Genomic DNA, 20,347 nt, shown 5'->3' on the forward strand with positions numbered 1-20,347 from the left:
GCAACGCGAGGCGCCATCGCGGTCGGTGAGCTGGATTCGAAGCGCCATCGTCGCGTCGATCGGGCTCGCCTGGTTCGCGGGTGCCCCGGCCGGCGCGGTGGCGATCCTCAACGACGGATTCGAGAGTGGGGACCTCGCGGCCTGGCGGTTCGTGGCCGGCGAGATCGCGTCGCTTCACCTGATCGGCCGCTTCGATCTCGCCCCGCCCACGCCGCTGAGTTTCGCCTGGCCCGGGAGCGAGATCCGGACGCGCTTTTCGGGCAGCTCCATCTCGGTCGAGCTGGCAGAGTCCGCTCCGAACCGCTTCGACGTCGTCGTCGACGGCGTTGCGCAACCCCTGCTGGCGACGCTTGCGGGCACGCGGACCTACGTGTTGGCCTCGGGACTCTCGACCGGCCCGCACGGTCTCGTGCTGACCCGTCGCTCGGAATCGTTCTTCGGCGTCACCCAGTTTCTGGGTTTCCCAGGGGCCACGCTGATCCCGACCGCTGCGCCGACGCGACTTCTCGAGCTGATCGGCGACTCGATCACCTGCGGCTACGGCGTGCTGGGCGTCGGCCCCTCGTGCTCGTTCTCGATCGACACCGAGGCCGAGACGCGCGCCTGGGGAGCGCTGGCGGCGAGCTCCCTCGGCGCGGCCCATGCCTCGATTGCGTACTCCGGCAAGGGCGCCTACCGGAACTACGACGGGACCACCTCGAACACGATGCCCGTCCTCTGGACCCGCACCCTCGCCGACAACGCGTCGAGCGTCTGGGGCTTCTCCTGGACGCCCGCGGCGGTGGTGATCAACCTGGGGACGAACGACTTCGCCGGCGGAGACCCTGGCACCGCGTTCGTCAACGCGATGAAGGCGCTCATCGCCCAGGTCCGCCTGCACTACCCGAATGCCGAGATCGTCGTCACCTCGAGCCCGATGCTCGACGGCTCCAACCACACGTTGGAGGCCTCGTATCTCCAATCCGCCGTCAGCGCCTCCGGCGCCCACGTGAGCTATCTCGACATCCCCACCCAGAACCCTGTCAACGGCTACGGCTGCGACTGGCACCCCAGCGGCACGACGCAACAGCTCATGGCCACGACCCTCGCGAGCTACCTGCACACGCTGCTCGGGTGGTGAACCGACGATCGACGCAGGATTCGGCCTTCTCCGCAGCGCTCGCCTGTTTCGGGTTTCCGGGCCGGTGCCAGCCACCTCGTCGCGGGCCGGTGCCAGCCACCTCGTCGCGCCTTGCGGCAGAAACCAATTCGGTGGAACGCAGCTCGGGCTCGACCGCGGCGACCTTGCCTGGACGCCGAGCCGGAGCTCACGGTCGCTGGCAGGCGCGCCTCTCCTCGCGTCGGGGAGCGCTGAGCGCGGCTCGGGCGCCGATTGCCGGGCCCCTGCGATGATTCTCCGGCCACCTGCGTCTTTCTGGGCGACGGCCCTTCGGGGTCGAGCCGGAGGCAGGCCGGCCGCTGCATCGCAACGCGGCGGAACGAGCCCCTCGGCGGGAGAGGGATCGCTGGATGAGACCGCATCGCATCGCCACCCGCTTCGACCTTCCCGTGCACAAGCGCACAGCGTCCTTGCTCGCTGCGGCCCTCCTCTCGGTCGTCGCTCCGATCCGGGCCCAGATCCACGAGAAAGCGCTGGTCGATCGCGAGGTCGCGAACCCGGCCGACTGGTACAAGTGCACAGTCGTGCCGCCGGACCCGGCGTTCTGTCCGGGCGAGCCGGGGCTCTACCCCGGCGGGCAGAACGTGCCGAGCGGAGCGCACGCGGCATGTGGAAGCCGGCGGGCGGCGGAGGTCGTGCCGCTGCTCCCGCCCGTGGGCTCGACGGCGCCGGCCGCACCGGCGATCGGCGTCGTCGCCCTCGGCATGTCGAACACCAACCAGGAGTGGGCGCGTTTCGAGCGTGACGCTGACGCGGCGGCGGAGCACGCGGCGCGCGTCGTGCTGGTCGACCTCGCGCAGGGCGGCGTCGACGCCGCGCGCATGGCCGACCCGGGCGACATCTACTGGACCCTCGCCTTCCAACCGCGCCTCGCGACGGCGGGGATCGACCCGGCGCAGGTGCAGGTGGCGTGGATCAAGCAGTCGATCGGCCCCGAGTCGTGGAACCCGCCGCAGGTCTTCCCCGAGAAGGCCGACGTGCTGCGCGGGCATCTCGCGACGATCGTCGGCCTGCTGCGTGCACGGCTCCCGGCGCTGCGGCTGATCTTCTTCTCCTCGCGCATCTTCGGCGGTTACGCCGGCAGCGAGCCGTTCGCCTTCGAGACCGCCTTCGCGGTCAAGGGACTCGTCAGCGAGCAGATCACCGACACGCTCGGCTGGCAGGGTGCGCCGTGGCTCGGTTGGGGTCCGTACCTGTGGGCTGACGGGCCCCTGGCACGCGCGGACGGACTGGTCTGGGCGATCGGGGACGTCGAGTCGGGCGACCACCTCCACCCGAGCCTCGCGGGCGAGACGAAGGTGGCTCATCTGCTGCGCAGCTTCTTGGCCAGCGACGCGCGCGCGGCCTCGTGGTACGCGCCGCCCGGCTTCACCCCACCGCTCGTCGTCGCGGCGAGCGCCGACGCCGCCGTCGACAGCGCCCAGCCGTCGACCCCCCTCGGCGCGAACGGCCTGCTGGCCCTGAGCCGTGTCCTGCCGAGCGGGACCGAGCGGCGCGTCTACCTCGAGTTCCCGCTCGACGGCGTCAGCGGGCCGATCGAACGCGCCAAGCTCTCGCTGCTCGCCGACGCGACGACCGGCGCCCCGGACGGGCGCGTCGAGGTCGGGGACCCGACGGTCGCCTGGAACGAGATGTCGATCACCTGGGACAACCGCCCGCCGACGACGGGCGGCACGCTGCGCACGATCCCCAGCCACAGCCGGGGTGGCGCGCTCGCGGTGGACGTCACCTCCGCCGTGCAGGCAGCGCTCGCCGCCGGCCGCACGGCAATCACCTTCGTGCTCATTCCGAACGGCGGCGGAGTGTGGGGCCCCGGCTACCTGTCGCGGGAAGCGGGGGAGCCGCCGCGACTGCTGCTCGCGCCCGCGGGCGGGTCCCTGGCACCTGCTCTCGCGGCCGACGGCTTCGAGGACCGCCCGTTCTGCGGCTGGACGCGCGTGGCGCCGTGACGCCGCCGTCTACTCGACGGTGACGCTCTTGGCGAGATTGCGCGGCTGGTCGACGTCGCAGCCGCGGCGCACGCCGATGGCGTAGGCGAGCAGTTGCAGCGGCACGACGTTGACGATCGGCTGCAGCAGCTCGGGGAGGCGCGGCACGCGGAGAATCTCGTCGGCAACGCCGCCGAATGCCTCGTCGGGGTGATCGGTGACCACCAGGGTGATGCCGTCGCGCGCCTTGACCTCCTGCAGATTGCTCTTCACCTTCTCGAACACCCGCTCCCCGGTGGCCACGGCGAGCACCGGCAGGCTCGCGTCGATCAGCGCGATCGGACCGTGCTTCATCTCGCCGGCCGGATAGCCCTCGGCGTGGATGTAGGAGATCTCCTTGAGCTTGAGGGCCCCTTCGAGGGCGATCGGATAGTTGATGCCGCGCCCCAGGTAGAGGAAGTTGCGCGCCGTGTGGAAGCGCCGCGCCAGCTCCTCGGTGCGCGATTCGAGCGCCACCGCCTGGGCCATCGCCTGGGGCAGGTGGGCGAGCCCGGCGAGCAGCTCGGCGGGGATCGTTCCGCCACGCTGCTGGCGCAGGTAGAGAGCGAGCAGGTAGAGCGCCACGAGCTGCGTCGTGAACGCCTTGGTGGAGGCGACGCCGATTTCGGGGCCGGCGTGGGTGTAGATCACCCCGTCGCTGACGCGGGTCGCCTGGCTTCCCGGGACGTTGCAGATCGCGGCGAGGCGGGCACCGCGATCGCGCGCCGCCTCCATCGCCGAGAGGGTGTCGGCGGTCTCGCCCGATTGGGAGATGCCGAGGGCGAGCACCGTGTCGTCGACGATCGGGTCGCGATAGCGGTACTCCGAGCCGTAGTCGACCGCCACCGGCAGGCGCGCCAGCTCCTCGATGAGGAACTTGCCGACCAGCGCGGCGTGCCAGGAGGTGCCGCAGGCGAGCAGGTGAAGGCGCGTGAGACGGGAGGCCTCGGCCGGTGCGAGGGTGAAGGTGTCGAAATCGATCCGTCCGTTCTCGAAGTCGACGCGCCCGCCGAAGGTGTCCTGCAGGGCCTGCGACTGCTCGTGGATCTCCTTCAGCATGAAGTGCTTGTAGCCGCCCTTCTCGGCCTGGATGGGATCCCAGGCGAGATGGTGGACGCGCCGCTCGACCGGCATGCCCTGGCGGTCGAAGATGTCGATCGAGCCGCGCCGCAGGCGTGCCACGTCGCCGTTTTCGAGGAAGACGACGTCGCGCGTGTGGGCGAGCAGCGCGGACGGGTCGGAGGCGAGGAAACCCTCCCCGGGCCCGGTGCCGAGCACCAGCGGCGGACCGCTGCGGGCGACGACGATCTCCTGGTCGGCGGCGAGCGCGATCGCGGCGAAGGCGTACATCCCTTCGAGCTCGGCGACGGTGCGCTGCACGGCCGCCAGCAGGTCGTCGCGCAGGTGGTGTGACAGGAGGTTGGCCACCACTTCGGTGTCGGTGTCGGTGACGAAGCTCCAGCCTTCGCTCTGCAGGCGGCGCTTGAGCGGCAGGAAGTTCTCGATGATGCCGTTGTGGATCACCGCCAGGCGGCGGCGCGAGTCGAGGATCGGATGGGCGTTGCGCTCGACCGGCGCGCCGTGGGTCGCCCAGCGCGTGTGGCCGAGACCGTAGCGCCCGCTGAGCGGCTGGCGCGCCAGCTTCTCGGCGAGGCGGTCGAGCTTGCCCTCGGCGCGCACGGTCTGCAGTCCGCCGTCTCCCACCACGGCGACGCCCGCCGAGTCGTAGCCGCGGTACTCGAGCCGGCGCAGCCCGTCGACGAGCAGCGGCACCACGTCCCGCGGGCCGACGTATCCGACGATTCCACACATGGCGCTACTCCTTCTCCGGTCGCGGTCGGCGCGGCGCGGTCCGGCGCTTGCGGCGCTCGGCCCACCCCGGGTAGAGGCGCTGCTCGGAGCGCTCGACGGCGAGCGCGCCGTCCGGCACGTCCCTGGTGACGACCGAACCGGCGGCCGTCGTCGCCTCCACGCCGATGGATACGGGTGCGACGAGCATCGTGTCACTGCCGACGAACGCCCCGGCACCGACCGTCGTGCGGTGCTTGGCCTCGCCGTCGTAGTTGCAGGTCACCACGCCGGCGCCGATGTTGGCGCGCTCCCCGACGGAGGCGTCGCCGAGATAGGCGAGGTGGTTCGCCTTGGCGCCGCGGCCGAGCGTCGCGTTCTTCACCTCGACGAAGTTGCCGACGCGCGCGCCGGCCTCGAGCACCGTGCCCGGACGCAGGCGGGCGAACGGTCCGACCCGGCAACCGGGTCCGACGTGTGCCCCGTCGATCACCGAATAGGGTTCGACGACCGCGCCGTCGTCCACCGTGGTGTTGCGCAACCAGGCGCCCTGGTGGAGCGTGCAGCCGCGGCCGACGCGGGTGGCGCCGAGAAGCGTGACGTCGGCGTGCAGCACCGTGTCGGCGCCGATCTCGACCTGCGCCTCGACGCGGGTGCGCTCCGGGGCGAGGAGCGTGACCCCATCCCCCATCAGGGCGCGAGCCTTGCGGGCGACAAGCCAGGCCTCGGCCTTGGCGAGGTCGGCGCGGTCGTTGACCCCCCAGGCCTCGGCCGGCTCGTCGAGGTCGACGAGCGCGATCGACCGGCCGTCTTCGGCGGCCAGGCCGAGTGCGTCGGTCAGGTAGAGCTCGCCCTTGGCGTTGTCCGGGCGCAGCCGGCGCAGGTCGTCGAAGATCGCCGGCGCGCGCAGGGCGTAGAGGCCGGCGTTGACCGAGCGGATGGCGCGCTCGGCGGGCGAGGCGTCGGCCGCTTCGACGATGCGCGCAAGCGTCCCGTCCGGGCGGGCGATCACTCTCCCGAGCCCTCCCGGCTCGGCGAGCGTCGCGGTGGCCATCGCGCCCCAGCCGCGCTCGGCCGCCTCGGCGAGGGCGACGAGCGTCGCCGGGGAGAGGAGCGGGACGTCGCCCGAGAGGACGAGCAGGAGCGACTCGCCGGTGACCGAGGCGCGGACAGCGGCCTCGGCCTGGGCGAGGGCGTGACCGGTGCCGAGCTGCTCGGTCTGCTCGACCCAGAGAATCGGCTCCGCGGCGAAGGCGCCGCGGACCGCGTCGGCGCCGTGTCCGACGATGACCGCCAGGCGTTCACATCCCGCCGCGCGCGCAGCGGCGAGGACCCAGCCGAGGAGCGGGCGGCCTCCGGCTTCGTGCAGCACCTTCGGGCGGGACGACTTCATCCGGGTGCCCTTGCCGGCGGCGAGCACCACGGCGAAACGGGGGAGCGGAGAGGATCTGGGCATGGGGGAAGTGAAGCGCCGGAACGGCGACTGGAGGTCCTCGAAAGCCCGGGAAGTCTAGCAGCGGCGGCAGGCGAGAACGGCGGCGGCGAGTCGCGCCGGATCGTGGCGCACCAGCAGATCGCCCGGGGCGAGCAGGTCGGCTTCGACCACCGCGACGCCGCGCCGCTCGAGAGCACGGCGAGCGACGACGACCGGTTCGGCGCCGCTCGCCCGGTAGGCGGCGAGGCGGGATTCGGGGATTTGGCCGCCATGCACCAGGACGAGGTCGATCAGACCCTTGCCGGCGTGCCGCTCGAGCGCCGCCAGGTGGCCGACCGCGTCGAGCCCGTCGGTCTCCCCTGGCTGGGTCATCAGGTTGAGCGGCAGCACCGCCGGGGCCTGCCGCCGGGCGAGCGCCGTCCGCAGGCCGTCGATCAGCAGGTTGGGAAGCAGCGAGGTGTAGAGCGAACCCGGGCCGAGAACGATCAGGTCGGCTTCGGCGAGCGCGGCGAGCGCTGCCGGAAACGCCGGCGCCGAGGCGGGAACCAGGGCGAGGCGTTGGATCGGCTCGCCGGCCCGGCCCACGGCCGATTCCCCCTCGTGCCAGCGACCCGAGGCCCCACGGGCGCGCAGGCGGACATCGGCGAGGGTCGACGGCAGGATCCGCCCGCGCACCGAGAGGATCCGTTCGGCGGCGAGGATCGCCTGCGAGAAGTCGCCGGTCAGGTCGGTCAGGGCGGTCAGGAAGAGGTTGCCGAACGGGTGTCCGGCCAGCCCTTCCCCGGCGTCGAAACGGTATTGGAAGAGCCGGGTGAGGAGATCCTCTTCGTCGGCGAGCGCGGCGAGGCAGTTGCGGATGTCGCCCGGCGGCAGCACCCCGAAGTCGCGGCGCAGCCGTCCCGAGGAGCCGCCGTCGTCGGCGACGGTGACGATCCCCGTCAGAGGCGCGCGCGCGAGCCCGCGCCGCAGGGGGAGGCACGGCCGGCCTCAGTGCTTGCGCAACTCGACCAGGACCTGCTTGGCGACGGCCTTGAGGGTGTCGAAGACGCCGACCCCCTGGTTGGCGATCCCCTCGAACGTCGGCTCGCGCTTGTAGTTGAGCACACGGTACATGTCGGCGAGCGGCAGGATGTTCGGCAGGTCGCGCTTGTTGAACTGCAGTGCGTAGGGGATGTTCTTCAGGTCGAAACCGTGCTCGCGCAGGTTCTCTTCGAGGTTGCGGATCGACTCGATGTTGGCGTCCATCCGCTCCTCTTGCGAGTCGGCGACGAAAACCACGCCGTCGACGCCCTTGAGGATGAGCCGGCGGCTGGCGTCGTAGAAGACCTGCCCCGGGACGGTGTAGAGGTGGAAGCGGGTGGTGAAGCCGCGGATGGTCCCCAAGTCGAGCGGCAGGAAGTCGAAGAAGAGCGTGCGATCGGTCTCCGTGGCAAGCGAGATCATCTTGCCCTTCGACTCGGGTGCGGTCTTCGTGTAGATGTACTGCAGGTTGGTCGTCTTGCCGCCGAGCCCGGGGCCGTAGTAGACGATCTTGCAGTTGATCTCGCGGCTGGCGTAGTTGATGAACGTCATGGGCGCGCCTACTCGGAGAAGAGCGCGTCGATGTCCTCGTCGGTGATCTCCGCGAACGGGCTCTGCAACGGCTGGCCCTCGCTGGTGCGCTGACCCTTCTCGTGCATCTCCTCGAAGATCTTCTCGAGCTCGACGCTCGAGCGCTTGACCCGCAGCCGGACCAGGCCGAGCGAGGAACGGTCGTCGAAGACGACGAGCAGGATGCCCCGCTTGCCGACGATCGAGATGTGCATGTGGTCGCGCTGACCCTCGTGGTGGAGGGTCGAGAACTCGCGCTCGCCGATCAGCTTGGCCAGACCGTCCGTGGCCGCCACGTTGCCGGCGGTCAGCGACGCCAGGCTCGTGGTGTCGAACTGCTCGAACTCGCCGGCGGCAGCGATCTGCTGGCCGCTCTTGTCGAACAGGAAGACGGCCCGGGCGCTCGAGTCCTGGCGCAAACGGCGCAGGGACGCCTCGAGACGCTGGAACTCCTCCTGGTAGAGCACCAACTCAGTGGACGGCATATCGATACCTCTCCCGATCCGGGCGAGCGACTGGAGGCCAGCCTGGGGACCCCGAAGCCCGCATTGTAAGCCATGGCAGCGAGGGACCGAAAACCCGCGGGCCGGGCTGGGCCGGCCGGCGCTAAGATCCGGCGGATGTCTCCCTTCGCCGCGCTGCCCGTTCCGAGCCGGGAGCTTCGGATCGAGGGGCTCGCCCTGGGGCATGGCGGCGATCCGGTCGCGGCGACCGGCGTCACCGTGCTGCTCTGTCCGGAGGGCGCGGTGGCCGCCGCGGAGGTGCGGGGCACGGCGACCGGGACCCGCCAGTTCGACTCGCTGGTCAATCCGCTTCATCTTGCCACCCGCTCCCACGCCCTGGTCTTTGCCGGCGGGAGTGGGGCCGGGTTGGCGGCGGCCGACGCCGTCGTCGAGCACCTCGCCGCGCGCGGTGCCGGCTTCGACACCGGCGTGGCTCGGGTACCGCTCGTCCCCACGGCGATCCTCTTCGATCTCGCGGTCGGCCAGCCGGTCGCTCCGGGGCGCCCCCAGGTGGAGCAGGCGATCGCGCAGGCCCTCGCCTCGGAGGGTGGCGGTCCGATCGCCACCGGCAACGTCGGGGTGGGGACCGGGGCGACCGTCGGCAAGGTGCTCGGCCTCGATCGGGCGATGAAGGGCGGCTTCGGTTTCGCCAGCCTGACCGTGCCGGGCGGCATCACCGTCGCCGCCCTGGCCGCGGTCAACGCCTTCGGCGACGTGCGCGACCCCGCCAACGGCGAGCTCGTCGCTGGCTGCCGCGTCGCCCCGGAGGGCCTCGAGCTCGCCGACGCTGCGCGCGTGCTTGCCGCCCTGCCGCCGCAGAGCGTGCACCGCTGGGAGCAGAACACGACCCTGGTCGCCGTGCTCACCGACGCCGAGCTCACCAAGGGGGAGTGCCTCAAGGTCTGCCAGATGGCGTTCGGCGGGCTCTATCGCACGCTTTCGCCGGCGCTCTCGCTCTACGACGGCGACCTCGTGGTGACCTTCGCCCTCGGGAGGCGGCCGGCCCACGTCCACCAGGTGGGAGTGCTCGCCGAGCACGCGGTCACCGCGGCGATCCTCTCCGGCGTGCGCGACGCCGTCGCACTCCCGGGGCTCCCCGCGGCGCGGGATCTCGTCCGATGACCCCGCGGCAGACCGCCCAGGTCGGCATGGCGCGGCGGGCGCTCGACTGGGCCCCGGCGCTGGCCGCCGGGGCGGTCGCCCTGCTCGCCGGCCAGGTCGTCCCGGCGCTCTCCTGGCGGCCGGAGGCCTCGTGGCTGCTGGCCGTGGCGCTCGCCGTTCTGGCCCTCGGCGGGGCGATCCATCGGCCCTTCGGCGGCGCCGGGCTCGGGCTCGGACTGGCGGCGGCGCCGTTCGCGGCGCAGGCGCTCGGTCCGCTCGGTGCCGGGCTGCTCGGCGCCCTCGTGGCGCCCACGGCCGAGGTGCTCACCCGGGTCCTGCGCCGGCGCCTCTCGACGGAACGGCCCGAGCGCCGGAGCCCCCTGCGGGTCGTCGCCGTCGCCGGCAGCGGCGCGAGCCTCGGTCTGTGCGGCGGGGCGATCTGGGCGGGGCTCACGCCGGAGCGCCCGCTGCTCGCCGCCCTGGTGAGCCTCGTCGCCGTCCTCGCCTTGCGGGCCGGGTTGGAGCTCACCGCGCGGGCCGCGCGGCGCGAGAGCGAGCCGCCACCGCTCGCCGACCTCCTCGCGCCGCTCGGCGTCGACGCCGCCGGATGGCTGGCGGGGGTTTCGCTCGCCGCCGCGGCGCAGCCCGAACGAGTCGGGCTCGGGCTGGCGTTGCTCGCCGTCTGGACGCTGCTGGCTCTCGAAGCGGCGCGGCAGGGCCTCTTCCGTGCCGCGAGCGACCGCCGGCTCGGCGAGATCCTGGCGGCCAACCGCGAGGCGATGCGACGGCTCCACGCCGAACAGCCGCAACGTCCCGGCATCGCGCAGGAGATCCTCGGCGAGTGCCGCAACCTGCTGCGCTTCGCCTGGTTCCAGTTCGAGCTCTTCCCGCGCCAAGGGCTCGCCCAGAGCTGGTGGGCCGGCGAGGAGGGGGGCCCCGAGCCCGGTGAGCCGGCGCCGCCGAAGACGCCGCCGGCGATCCCCGGGTTCCACCGGCGCCCCGAATGGCGGGTGCTCGACTACCCCCTGGTGGCCGAAGGGGCGCCGGTGGCGCGACTGCGCCTGTGGACCGACCCGCGCCAGCTCGACCCCGGCGGCGTCGAGCTGCTCGAGGCGCTACTGCCGCAGATGGCCGGGTCGGTGCAGGGAGCGTTGCTCGACCGCGAGGCGCGCGAGGACCCGCTCACCGGAGCCTCGGTGCGGCGCCTGCTCGAGCGGCGCCTCGCCCTCGCCTTCGAGCGCTCGCGGGAGACCGGCAGCCCGGTGGCGCTCGTCATGTGCGATCTCGACCACTTCAAGCGGATCAACGACACGCACGGTCACGCGGTCGGCGACCAGGCGCTGAAGCTCTGCTCCCGCGCGCTGATGGACCACTGTCGCGAGCGCGATCTTTGCGCTCGCTACGGCGGCGAGGAGTTCACCCTGCTGCTCGAAGACACCGGCGGAGAGACCGCGCTCGAGATCGCCGAACGTGCCCGGCGGGCGATCGAGCGGCTCGAGCTCCGCGTCGAGAGCGGCGAGATCGTGCCGCTGCGCGCCAGCGCCGGCGTCGCGGCCTTTCCCGAGCTCCACGTGCGCAGCGCCGCCGAGCTCCTCCAGCTCGCCGACGCGGCGCTCTACGAGGCGAAACGCGCCGGCCGCAACCGCTGCCTGCTCGACGCCGGCGGCGGCCGCTTCCGCACCGCCGCGGGCGAGATCGTCGACGGCGCCTCGCCCAAGAGCCCCGCCGAAGCCCCCCGCATCTTCGCCTGACCTCGCCGCCCGGTCCTTCCCTTCCGGCACGGCGGCCGTTGCGGGCTAGAATCCGCGCCCAACGCCGTATCGCAGACGGGGGAGACCCCGATCGGAGGTTCCGTGAGCCAGACTGTCCCCACCGCCCTCATCCTCGGCGCCTCGAGCGGCTTCGGCGAAGCCGCGGCGCGCGAGTTCGCCGCCCACGGCTACGGCGTCGCCGGAGTGCACCTCGACCGCGCCGCCGGCCTCGCCCACGTCGCCGAGATCGTCGCGGCGCTCGAGGCCCACGGACGCCCGGCGCGTTTCTTCAACGCCAATGCGGCCGACCCCGACAAGCGTCGCGAGATCGTCGCCGCGCTCTCTGCCGAGCTCGCGCCGGGATCCGTCCGGGTGCTGATGCACTCGCTCGCCTTCGGCACGCTGCGACCGTTCGTCGCTGCGGACGAGAAGGAAGCGCTCAACCAGCGACAGCTCGAGATGACGCTCGACGTGATGGCCAACTCGCTCGTCTACTGGGCGCAGGACCTGGTGCGTGCCGGGCTGATGGGCAAGGGCGGACGGATCTACGCGATGACCTCGGCGGGCGACCACCTGGTGTGGAAGGCCTACGGCGCGGTCTCGGCCGCCAAGGTGGCGCTCGAGGCGTACGTCCGCCAGCTCGCCGTCGAGCTCGCGCCGCTCGGCGTCACCGCCAACGCGATCAAGGCCGGCGTCACCGACACCCCGGCGCTGCGCAAGATCCCGGGCAACGACGTGATGATCGAAGGCGCCAAGGCGCGCAACCCCGCCGGTCGCCTCACCACCCCGGAAGACGTCGCGCGCTGCCTCGTCGCCCTGTCGGAGCCCGGAACCGACTGGCTCACCGGCAACGTCCTCAACGTCGACGGCGGCGAGGACATCGCCGGGTAGGCGAGACCCTCGACCGTGACCGCGTGCTCGTCGCGGTCAGAACTTCGCCGACGCGCCGCCGCCGCCGAAGTCGCCGCCTTCGCCGTGAAACGCGGGTGGCTCGTCGCTCCGGCGTGGTGCGGGGGTGAAGGCGGCGAGCATCGTCGCCAACTCGAGCCAGTGGCCGTCGCCGCCGCCGCCGAGCGGGCGGTCGGTGAAGCCGGCAAGCGGCCTGCCGTCGGCGCGCGCGAAGGCATGGCGCAGGGCGACTGCCAGGGCGCCGAGCAGCGTGCCGGCGGCGAGCAGGACGAGCCAGAGCGGTCCCACCGAAATCCGCGCGCGCAGCGCCACGCCGCTTGCCAGGAGCCCGAGCGCCCCGAGATCGAGCTCGAGGCGATCGCGCTCTCGGAGGCCGCGCCACACGAGCGCGCCCGGGAGCAGGAAGATCGCTGCCCAGGCGAGCAGCTCGAGCGGCGGTGACAGGACGGAGGCCACCTCGCCCGGAGAGCGTCCCCACGCGATCGCCTTGGCGACCGCCGGCGCCGGATGGACGGCCAGGTAGAGCGCAGCGAGCGCGACGGCGCGGACCTCCTCGGCACGCGCGCGATGAGCCGGGGCGCCGTGCTCCCCACGTGCGAGGCGCCGCGCGGGCATGGCGAGCGCGATCGCCGCCACGATTCCGAGAAGGCGAGCCGGGGCGAAGGTGACGAGGGCGGCCAGGGCGCCGGCCGCGAAGAGTGCCCCGGAGAGCGGCGTTCCCCAGCGCCAGGCGGCGCCCAGCGCCAGGATCGCGACGCTCGCGCCGAGGATGGCGCCGAACGGTCGCCCGCTCGTTCCGCTGGCGTCGAGCAGGACGGCGACTGCAGCGGCAGAGAAGCCCACCGCGAGCGCCACGAGCCCCTCTTCGACGCCGAAACCGCGCAGTCGCGAGGGTCCGTGCCCCCATGCGGCGCCGGCGCCGGAGAGCAGCGCGAGGAGGGCGAGGAGCGCGAAGTGCCGATCGCTGCCGACCGCGCCGAAGAGCGAGACGTCGGTGAGCGCGATGCCGAACCCCCAGACTGCGAGCCCGGTGAGAACGGTGAAGAGAAAGAAGAGCACACGGAACGCCGGGGCGGCGCGACGCCGGTCGTCGGGGAATCGGGCGACGATCGCCGCCGTCGTCGCCGCGTCGGTCGCCCCGTCGGCGCGCCAGCCGGCGACCGAGCGCAGAACCTCGTGGCGCTCGTCGGCGCGTCGCAGCTCGGACCTCATGATGCGGCCTCGCGCTCGAAGCGGCGGTGGACGACGACGAGCACGACGATCGCACCGACCGTCGAGGCGGCGAACCAGAAGCAACCGATCCCTTCGGCGAACGGCAGCGCGAAGAGCAGGCGGGTCATCGCGACGTAGAGCCCGAGAGCGCCGAGCGCGAAGAGCGCACGGCGTCGCCGTCGGAACGCCCAGACGGCGACGCCGCCGCCGAGAATCGCGAGGGCGAGCGTCCAGAGCGGCCAGTTACCGTGGCTGTCGAGGCCGGAAGCGAGTCCCAGGCCGGCGGCGAGGACGGCGAAGAAGGTCGTCGCCGGTTCGAAATGGGCCTTGCGATCGAGCCGTCGCGACAGCAGCCCGAGGACGGCGAAGAGCGCCGCGCAGAGGAGCAGGTTGGCGCGCAGCGAGCCGGTCGCGTGGCTCGAGAAGGCGCGGTCGACCGTGGCCGCTGTCGGGGTGAGCGCGACGCCGCGCCAGGCGGCGAAGGTCGAGAGGGCGAGCGACCAGGCGGCGAGCGAGTCGAAGCGCACCGCGAGCGCTCCGGCGACCAGGCTCACGATCAGCAGATGGGCGGGCCAGTTGGCGCCGAGCGGGGTGTCGTGGACCTCGATCCAGGCGAGCTCGGCGCCGGCGAGGCCGATCGCCAGGAGGACGAGGGCGTCGAGCAGCCAGTCGCTCCGCTCGTCGCGCCCCCAGGTGAAGGCGGGAGCGCGCCGCCAGGCGGCGACGAGCGCCAGTGCGGTAGCGAGCGCCAAGGCGATCGAGACGACGAGCGGACCGATTGCCGCATCGAGCTGGGCAATCAACGCCCCGGCGCCACCGAGCAGCAGCGCCACGGCCAGGCCGGCGAGCGTGCGCAGCTCCGCGCGCACCGAGACCAGGTCCCCCCGCGCCGCCGCCAGCAACGGTGCCGCCCGCTCCGGGCTCAGCAGACCGGCGGAGACCAGCTCGGGGATGGCGCGCGCGGTTTCGGGGGAGCGCATCGTCGGGTCATCCGATCGACGAAGCCCCGTCGCGTCCCGAGGCATCGCCGACGATTGCCGGCAGCTCGGCGAGGTCGGCGATGACGAAGCGTGGGGGCGGGGTGTCGCCGAGAGGGAGTCGGTGCGGGTTGTACCAGCAGGCGTCGAGCCCGGCGGCGGCGGCGCCGGCGATATCGGCGGAGAGGCTGTCGCCGACGACCAGGACGGACTCGCGGGACGGATCGCCCAGTCGGCGCAGCGCCTCGGCGAAGAAGGCCGGGCTCGGCTTGGCGACGCCGATCTCTTCGGAGATCACGACGTCGACGAAATGGCGGCGGATCGGCGAGCGGGCGAAGCGCGAGCGCTGGACCGCGGCGAGGCCGTTGGTGGCGAGCACCATTTGCGTGCGGCCGGCGAGCACGGCGAGGGTCTCCTCGACCTGCGGCAGGAGGTCGACGCCGAGCGCCACCTCGGCGACGTAGCGTGCGGCGACGCGCGCGACGTCGAACGATGGACCGCCGTCGCCGGCGAGGCGCGCGAAGCGCTCGCTGCGCAGCCGCTCGGGTGTCGTCTCGCCGCGTTCGAGCGCCTGCCAGAGCTCGAGGCTGATCGCACGGTAGCGGGCGAGGAGCGCCTCGTCGAGCACGACGCCTTCGAGAGCGAGCGTGCGGGCGAGCGCTTCGCGCTCGCTGCGGGCGAAGTCGAAGAGCGTGCCGTCGGCGTCGAGGACGAGATGGCGATAGGCCATGGTCGATCCCGGGCGCTCAGAGCGCCTGGAGACGGCGCAGGTCGGCGTTGGTGGCGAGGACGACGAGCAGGTCGTCCGGCGCGACGACGTAGTCGGCCCCCGGGCTCACCGTGAGGCGCCCGCTCCGGCGGTCGCGCACGGCGACGACCTGGGCGCCGAAACGGGCGGGCAGGCGCAGCTCGTCGAGCCGTTGCCCGACGAAGGGAGCGGGGGCGGCGAGCTCCTCGACGCCGTGCTCGTCGCCGAGCGGCAGGTACTCGACTAGGCTGCGCGAGGAGAGGCGCATCGCCAGCCGGTGGGCCGACTCCATCTCCGGGAAGACGACCTCGTGGGCCCCGATGAGCGCGAGGAGCTTGCCGTGGTCCGCCGACCCGGCCTTGGCGATGATCCGGCGCGCCCCGAGCTCGCGCAGGTGCAGCACGATGAGCGCCGAGGCCTCGACGTTCTCGCCCAGGCTCACCACGACGGCGTCGTAGTCCTCGCCGAGCCGCAGAGCGACGAGCCGTTCGCGGTCGCGCGCATCGGCCACCACGGCGCGGCTCGACTCGTCGCGCAGCTGCTGGACGTTGGCCGCGTCGATGCTGATGGCCAGCACCTCGTGGCCATGGCGGAACGCCTCGCGCGCCACGTGCGAGCCGAAGCGTCCGAGCCCGATCACCGCAATCCTCGCCATCGTCGCTCTCCTCCTCAGCCGACCATCGCCGGCTCTTCGGGGTGACGCAGGTCCCCGGGCCGTTCGTCGCCGACGAAGACGGCCACCAGCGTCAGCGGCCCCACCCGGCCGACGAACATCAAGGCGCTCAGCACCAGACGCGCCCCCTCGCCGAGCCGCGGCGTCGTTCCGGTCGAGAGCCCCACGGTACCGAGCGCCGAAATCGTCTCGAAGGCCAGGTCGAGGGGCGAGAAGCGGCCCTCGCGCACGCCGGGCGCCTCGAGCAACAGGAGGGCGAAGAGGCCGAGCGCCGCCGCGGCGAACGCCAGACTGGTCAGGGCGAACGCTGTCTGCACGAGATGCGGCGGCAGCGTGCGATGGAAGAGGTTGACGTGCTGCCGGCCGCCGAGGCGCGCGCGGGTGGTCAACGCGAGGATGGCCGCGGTCGTCGTCTTGATGCCACCGGCGCACGACCCGGGCGAGCCGCCGACGAACATCAGGAGCATCAGCAGCAGAAGGCTCGCCGGGGCGAGCGTCGCGAGATCGACGGTGTTGAATCCGGCGGTGCGCGCCGTGACGCTCTGGAAGAGCGACGCCTGGAATCGCTCGCCCGGCGACATGGCGGCGAAGGAGCTCCGGCCCTCGATTCCCCAGAGGGCGAGCGTGCCGCCGACGACGAGGATCGCCGTCATGCTGAGCGCCAGGCGTGCATGCAAGCCGAGGCGGCCGAAGCGCCCGCCGGTGCGTCGCAGGTCGTGCAGCACGAGGAATCCGAGGCCGCCGAGGACGATCAAGGCGATCACCACGAGATTGACCGGCCAGTCGGAGCGCCAGCCGACGAGGTTGTCGGCAAAGAGCGAGAAGCCGGCGTTGCAGAAAGCGCTCACGGCATGGAAGAGGCCGTACCAGACGGCTCGGGTGGGCCCCAGGCTCTCGCGCCACCGCAGCGCCAACAGCAGCGCGCCGATCGCCTCGGCACCGAAGGTCGTCACGAAGACGAGGCGCACGAGCCGGCGCAGGTCGGGGCTGCCGGGGGCGGCGAGCGTCTGTTCGACGAGCGAGAGCTGGCTGATCGCCAGCCGGCCGCCGAGGGTGAAGACGAGCAGCGAGAGCGTCATGATCCCCAGGCCGCCGAGCTGGACGAGCGCGAGGATCACCCCCTGGCCGAACAGGGTGAAGCCGGTGCCGGTGTCGCGCACCGCGAGGCCGGTAACGCAGGCCGCGCTCGTCGCGGTGAAGAGCGCGTCGACAACCGCGATCGGCTGCCCGGCCGGGGTGGAGGCCGGCAACAGCAGGAGGCCGGTACCGACGGCGATCAGCAGGAGGAACGACGAAGCGACCTGATGGTGCGCCGGCATGGCGGCCAGGCGAAAGGCGGAGCGGCGTCGGGCGGCGAGCACGTGCGGCAAGTCTAAGCGGGAAATCGCCGAGCGCGCCCGGTGCGCCCCCGTTCGCGACCGCCGGGGCCCTGCTATTGTCCCGCGGCGACGACGTCGGAAGACCCCGCTCGGCAGCGCGAGGGGGGAGGGGCGCCCGCTTGGCGTCGGAGGAGGTGCGTTGACCTGGACGGACGAGAGGTTGGCGGCGTTGACCGTGGAGGGCGGCTTCCGCCTGCGCGGTCTCGAGACCACGCGGGTCGAGGCGTTCTGCGATGCGGCCTACGCGTTCGCCGTGACCCTGCTCGTGGTGGCCGGCGGCGTGGTGCCGACCAGCTACGCGGCGCTCCTCGATGCGCTGCGGGATGCTCCCGCGTTCCTCGCCAGCTTCGCGGCGATCGTCCTGCTCTGGCTCGCCCACCGGCGTTGGAGCCGGCGCTACGGTCTCGAGGACGGCTGGACCATCCTGCTCAGCCTGGCGATGGTCTTCGTGATGCTCGTCTACGTCTACCCGCTGCGCATGGTCGCCTCGGCGTTCATGGCCTTCGCCAGCGGTGGCCGGCTCCCGTCGAGCTTCGTGATGACGAACCTCGGCGATCTCACCGGGCTCTTCGTCGTCTACGGTCTCGGCTTCGCGCTGCAGACCGCGATGCTCGGGGGGCTCCATTGGCGGGCGGCGCGGGCGCCGGGTCTCCATCTCGACGCGAGCGAGCGCCTGCTGACGGAACAGGCGATCGCCGGCAACGCCGTGATGAGCGCCACCGGCATCGTCTCGGCGCTCGCCGCCGGCGTGCTGCCCGCGCGCCTCGGCGTCTGGGCCGGATTCGTCTACATGTCGCTCGTCGTCACCATGCCGGCGGTGGCGAAGCGCTACGCGCGACGCGCCGGGCGAACGCGCCGCGGCGATTGACCGCGAGGCGTGCCGGTCGTCGGTCGTGCGCTCCCGTCAGTCGCGGGCGCGGGCGAAGCGGGCGACCGCCAGCGTGAGGAGCGTCGCGGCGATGAGCGCGAGCGCGAGCAGTTGGGGTCCGACGTCCGCCGCGCCGACGCCCTTGAGGAAGACGCCACGGACGATCGTCAGGTAGTGGCGCAGCGGGTTGACCAGCGTCATCCACTGGAAGATCTTCGGCATGCTGGAGACGGGGAACATGAACCCGGAGAGCAGCAGCGTCGGCATGAAGATCAGGAAGGACGACAGGAAGGCCTCCTGCTGTGTCGACGAGACGGTCGAGATCAGCAGGCCGAGGCCGAGCGCGCAGAGCAGGAAGAGCAGCGAGGCACCGACGAGCAGCAGGGGATTGCCACGGAACGGCACCTCGAACCAGAGGAGGGCCACCGTGCTGATGAGGCCCAGGTCGACGAGGCCGATGGCGGCGAAGGGGAGCGTCTTGCCGAGGATCAGCTCGTGGGCGCGCAGCGGCGAGACCAGCAACTGCTCGAGCGTCCCGATCTCGCGCTCGCGCACCACGGCGAGCGCGGTCATCAACTGGCAGACGAGCAGCAGCAGGGCGCCGATGACCGCCGGCACGTTGTAATTGCGGCTCTCGAGGTCGGGGTTGTACCAGGCGCGTAGCCGCACGTCGAGCGCCGGCGCGCGACCGAGCGCGGTGCGGGCGAGGGCGAAGGTCGAGACGATGCGCTCGGCGTAGCCCTTGGCGATCGTCGCGGTATTGGAGTTCGTGCCGTCGAACACCAGTTGGACGGTGGCGTGCCCGGCGGCGAGGTCGCGGGAGAAGCCGGCGGGGATCACCAGGCCGGCGATCACCCGTCCGTGGTCGAGCGCGTCGACGAGATCGGCCGGTCGAGACGAGCGCTCGGCGAGGTCGAAGTAGCCGCCGGCGGTGAAGGAGGAGAGCAGCTCCCGGGAAGCCGCGCTGCCGTCCTGGTCGACCAGCATCAGGCGGGTGTGGCGGACGTCGGTCGAGACCGCATAACCCATCACCATCAGTTGCAGGATTGGCGCGACGAAGAGCACGCGCGCCATTCGGGGGTCGCGAAAGACCTGGCGGAGCTCCTTGCGCACCATCTCGAAGGTCCGGCGCAGGGAGAGCGTGAGCGGCGACGCGGTCATCCCTCGAGCTCCTTGTGGAAGCTGCGCACGGCGAGCGTCAGGCCGACGACGGCGAAGAGGACCATGAGGATCGCCTGCGCCGCCAGCACGTCGGGGCCCACCCCCTTGAGGAAGATGCCGCGCGTCACCACCAGGAAGTAGCGTGCCGGCACCAGCAGCGTGATGAACCGCAACGGCGCCGGCATCGTCTCGATGGCGAACATGAAGCCGGAAAGCAGAAAGGCCGGCAGGAAGGTGGCGAGCATCGCCACCTGCGTCGCCAGCATCTGCGAGCGGGTGGCTGCGGAGATGAAGAGGCCGAGGCCGAGCGCACCGGTGAGGAAGAGCAGCGAGAGGCCGCCGAGCAGCCAGACGCTGCCGCGGAAGGGAACGCCGAAGAGCCAGACGCCGAGGGCGCTGCAGACGGTGACGTCGACGAGGCCGATGCCGAGGTAGGGGAGCAGCTTGCCGAGCACGACCTCGAGGCGCGAGACCGGTGTGGCCGCGAGCTGCTCCATCGTGCCGCGCTCCCACTCGCGCGCGATGGTCAGCGAGGTGAGCATCGCGGCGATGATCATCATGATCACCGCCACCAGCCCGGGGACGATCATGTTGCGGCTGGCCAGCTCTTCGTTGAACCAGACGCGGCTCTCGGCGGTGAGCGGCAGGGCGAGCCGCTCGCCCCGCAGCACCACCCGCTGGCCGAAGGTCCGGGCGACCGCCTCCGAGTAGGCCATGGCGATCGTCGCCGTGTTCGCGTCGCTGCCGTCGAGCAGGGCCTGGACCTCGGCGACGCGACCGGCGCCGAGCCGAGCGGCGAATCCCGGCGGCACGACCAGCACGACCTGCGCCGCACCGCGAGCGAAGAGCGCCGGAGCCGCGCTGGCGCTGGCCGGCCGGGCGACCAGGGTGAAGTAGCCGGACGCCAGGAACGCCTCGGTCAGGTCGCGGCTCTCCGGCGTGCGATCCTGGTCCACCACGGCGAGAGCGATGTCGCGCACGTCCCAGGAGATCGCGTAGCCGAAGAAGACGAGCAGCGCGAGCGGCAGGGCAAAGGCGAGCAGCAGGCTCCGCCGGTCGCGCGCGAGCTGGCGCGCCTCCTTGCGGGCAATGGCGGCGAGACGGGTGGCGTCGATCATCGCCCGAT

General features: G+C 72.4%; 18 protein-coding genes. 6 read left to right on the forward strand and 12 right to left on the reverse strand.

Annotated features, from left to right (window positions below; translation table 11 throughout):
• The first annotated feature begins 25 nt into the window (after positions 1–25).
• Both IPJ17_05030 and IPJ17_05035 read left to right on the forward strand, forming a co-directional pair.
• Entirely contained in the window at positions 26–1,120 is a 1,095-nt protein-coding gene (locus tag IPJ17_05030; protein QQR74951.1) for an acetyl xylan esterase, read from the forward strand.
• 389 nt (positions 1,121–1,509) lie between these two features.
• On the forward strand, positions 1,510–3,108 hold the full coding sequence (locus IPJ17_05035; protein ID QQR74952.1) for a DNRLRE domain-containing protein: 1,599 nt from the start codon (positions 1,510–1,512) through the stop codon (positions 3,106–3,108).
• 9 nt (positions 3,109–3,117) lie between these two features.
• On the opposite strand, the gene glmS is transcribed toward IPJ17_05035, so the two are convergent.
• From glmS to IPJ17_05060, 5 genes are read right to left on the reverse strand one after another with little or no spacing between them, the layout of a single operon-like run.
• Positions 3,118–4,938, reverse strand: coding sequence for a glutamine--fructose-6-phosphate transaminase (isomerizing) (glmS, locus tag IPJ17_05040; protein QQR74953.1), 1,821 nt, complete (start codon positions 4,936–4,938; stop codon positions 3,118–3,120).
• A 4-nt stretch (positions 4,939–4,942) separates the two neighbouring features.
• Entirely contained in the window at positions 4,943–6,370 is a 1,428-nt protein-coding gene (glmU, locus tag IPJ17_05045) for a bifunctional UDP-N-acetylglucosamine diphosphorylase/glucosamine-1-phosphate N-acetyltransferase GlmU (GenBank protein QQR74954.1), read from the reverse strand.
• Between the two features lie 54 nt (positions 6,371–6,424).
• A complete protein-coding gene (yvcK, locus tag IPJ17_05050) occupies positions 6,425–7,318 on the reverse strand; it encodes a uridine diphosphate-N-acetylglucosamine-binding protein YvcK (GenBank protein QQR76091.1) in 894 nt (297 codons plus the stop codon).
• Positions 7,319–7,336: 18 nt separating this feature from the next.
• Complete coding sequence (locus IPJ17_05055) at positions 7,337–7,921, reverse strand: gliding-motility protein MglA (protein ID QQR74955.1); 585 nt, start codon at positions 7,919–7,921, stop codon at positions 7,337–7,339.
• Between the two features lie 8 nt (positions 7,922–7,929).
• Complete coding sequence (locus IPJ17_05060) at positions 7,930–8,424, reverse strand: roadblock/LC7 domain-containing protein (protein QQR74956.1); 495 nt, start codon at positions 8,422–8,424, stop codon at positions 7,930–7,932.
• Positions 8,425–8,559: 135 nt separating this feature from the next.
• Between IPJ17_05060 and IPJ17_05065 the strand changes: the two genes are divergently transcribed.
• The 3 genes from IPJ17_05065 to IPJ17_05075 all read left to right on the forward strand — a co-directional run bounded on the left by IPJ17_05065 (position 8,560) and on the right by IPJ17_05075 (position 12,185).
• The gene (locus tag IPJ17_05065) at positions 8,560–9,564 is read left to right on the forward strand and encodes a P1 family peptidase (protein QQR74957.1); all 1,005 of its coding nucleotides are present in this window, start codon (positions 8,560–8,562) and stop codon (positions 9,562–9,564) included.
• Positions 9,561–11,294: a diguanylate cyclase gene (locus tag IPJ17_05070; GenBank protein QQR74958.1), complete on the forward strand. Its 1,734-nt coding sequence runs from the start codon at positions 9,561–9,563 to the stop codon at positions 11,292–11,294. Before IPJ17_05065 ends, IPJ17_05070 begins: the two co-directional genes overlap by 4 nt.
• 90 nt (positions 11,295–11,384) lie before the next feature.
• Complete coding sequence (locus IPJ17_05075; protein ID QQR76092.1) at positions 11,385–12,185, forward strand: SDR family oxidoreductase; 801 nt, start codon at positions 11,385–11,387, stop codon at positions 12,183–12,185.
• A gap of 36 nt (positions 12,186–12,221) precedes the next feature.
• Here IPJ17_05075 and IPJ17_05080 read toward each other — a convergent pair whose 3' ends face one another.
• From IPJ17_05080 to IPJ17_05100, 5 genes are read right to left on the reverse strand one after another with little or no spacing between them, the layout of a single operon-like run.
• Positions 12,222–13,415, reverse strand: coding sequence for a hypothetical protein (locus IPJ17_05080; protein ID QQR74959.1), 1,194 nt, complete (start codon positions 13,413–13,415; stop codon positions 12,222–12,224).
• On the reverse strand, positions 13,412–14,395 hold the full coding sequence (locus tag IPJ17_05085; protein QQR74960.1) for a hypothetical protein: 984 nt from the start codon (positions 14,393–14,395) through the stop codon (positions 13,412–13,414). The genes IPJ17_05080 and IPJ17_05085 overlap by 4 nt, the downstream gene beginning before the upstream one ends.
• A gap of 7 nt (positions 14,396–14,402) precedes the next feature.
• Complete coding sequence (locus IPJ17_05090) at positions 14,403–15,122, reverse strand: noncanonical pyrimidine nucleotidase, YjjG family (protein ID QQR74961.1); 720 nt, start codon at positions 15,120–15,122, stop codon at positions 14,403–14,405.
• 16 nt (positions 15,123–15,138) lie between these two features.
• Positions 15,139–15,795 (reverse strand): TrkA family potassium uptake protein, encoded by a 657-nt coding sequence (locus tag IPJ17_05095; GenBank protein ID QQR74962.1) that lies wholly within the window; start codon positions 15,793–15,795, stop codon positions 15,139–15,141.
• A gap of 14 nt (positions 15,796–15,809) precedes the next feature.
• Positions 15,810–17,183: a potassium transporter gene (locus IPJ17_05100; GenBank protein QQR74963.1), complete on the reverse strand. Its 1,374-nt coding sequence runs from the start codon at positions 17,181–17,183 to the stop codon at positions 15,810–15,812.
• Between the two features lie 148 nt (positions 17,184–17,331).
• Between IPJ17_05100 and IPJ17_05105 the strand changes: the two genes are divergently transcribed.
• The gene (locus tag IPJ17_05105; protein ID QQR74964.1) at positions 17,332–18,060 is read left to right on the forward strand and encodes a DUF1211 domain-containing protein; all 729 of its coding nucleotides are present in this window, start codon (positions 17,332–17,334) and stop codon (positions 18,058–18,060) included.
• A 36-nt stretch (positions 18,061–18,096) separates the two neighbouring features.
• Here the strand turns inward: IPJ17_05105 and IPJ17_05110 are convergent, their stop codons facing one another.
• Together IPJ17_05110 and IPJ17_05115 are read right to left on the reverse strand one after the other, a co-directional pair.
• Complete coding sequence (locus IPJ17_05110; protein ID QQR76093.1) at positions 18,097–19,176, reverse strand: ABC transporter permease; 1,080 nt, start codon at positions 19,174–19,176, stop codon at positions 18,097–18,099.
• Positions 19,177–19,217: 41 nt separating this feature from the next.
• A complete protein-coding gene (locus tag IPJ17_05115; GenBank protein ID QQR76094.1) occupies positions 19,218–20,336 on the reverse strand; it encodes an ABC transporter permease in 1,119 nt (372 codons plus the stop codon).
• Positions 20,337–20,347: the final 11 nt, after the last annotated feature.

Source organism: Holophagales bacterium, assembly GCA_016699405.1.
In the GTDB taxonomy this organism is placed as follows: Bacteria; Acidobacteriota; Thermoanaerobaculia; order Multivoradales; family JAGPDF01; genus JAAYLR01.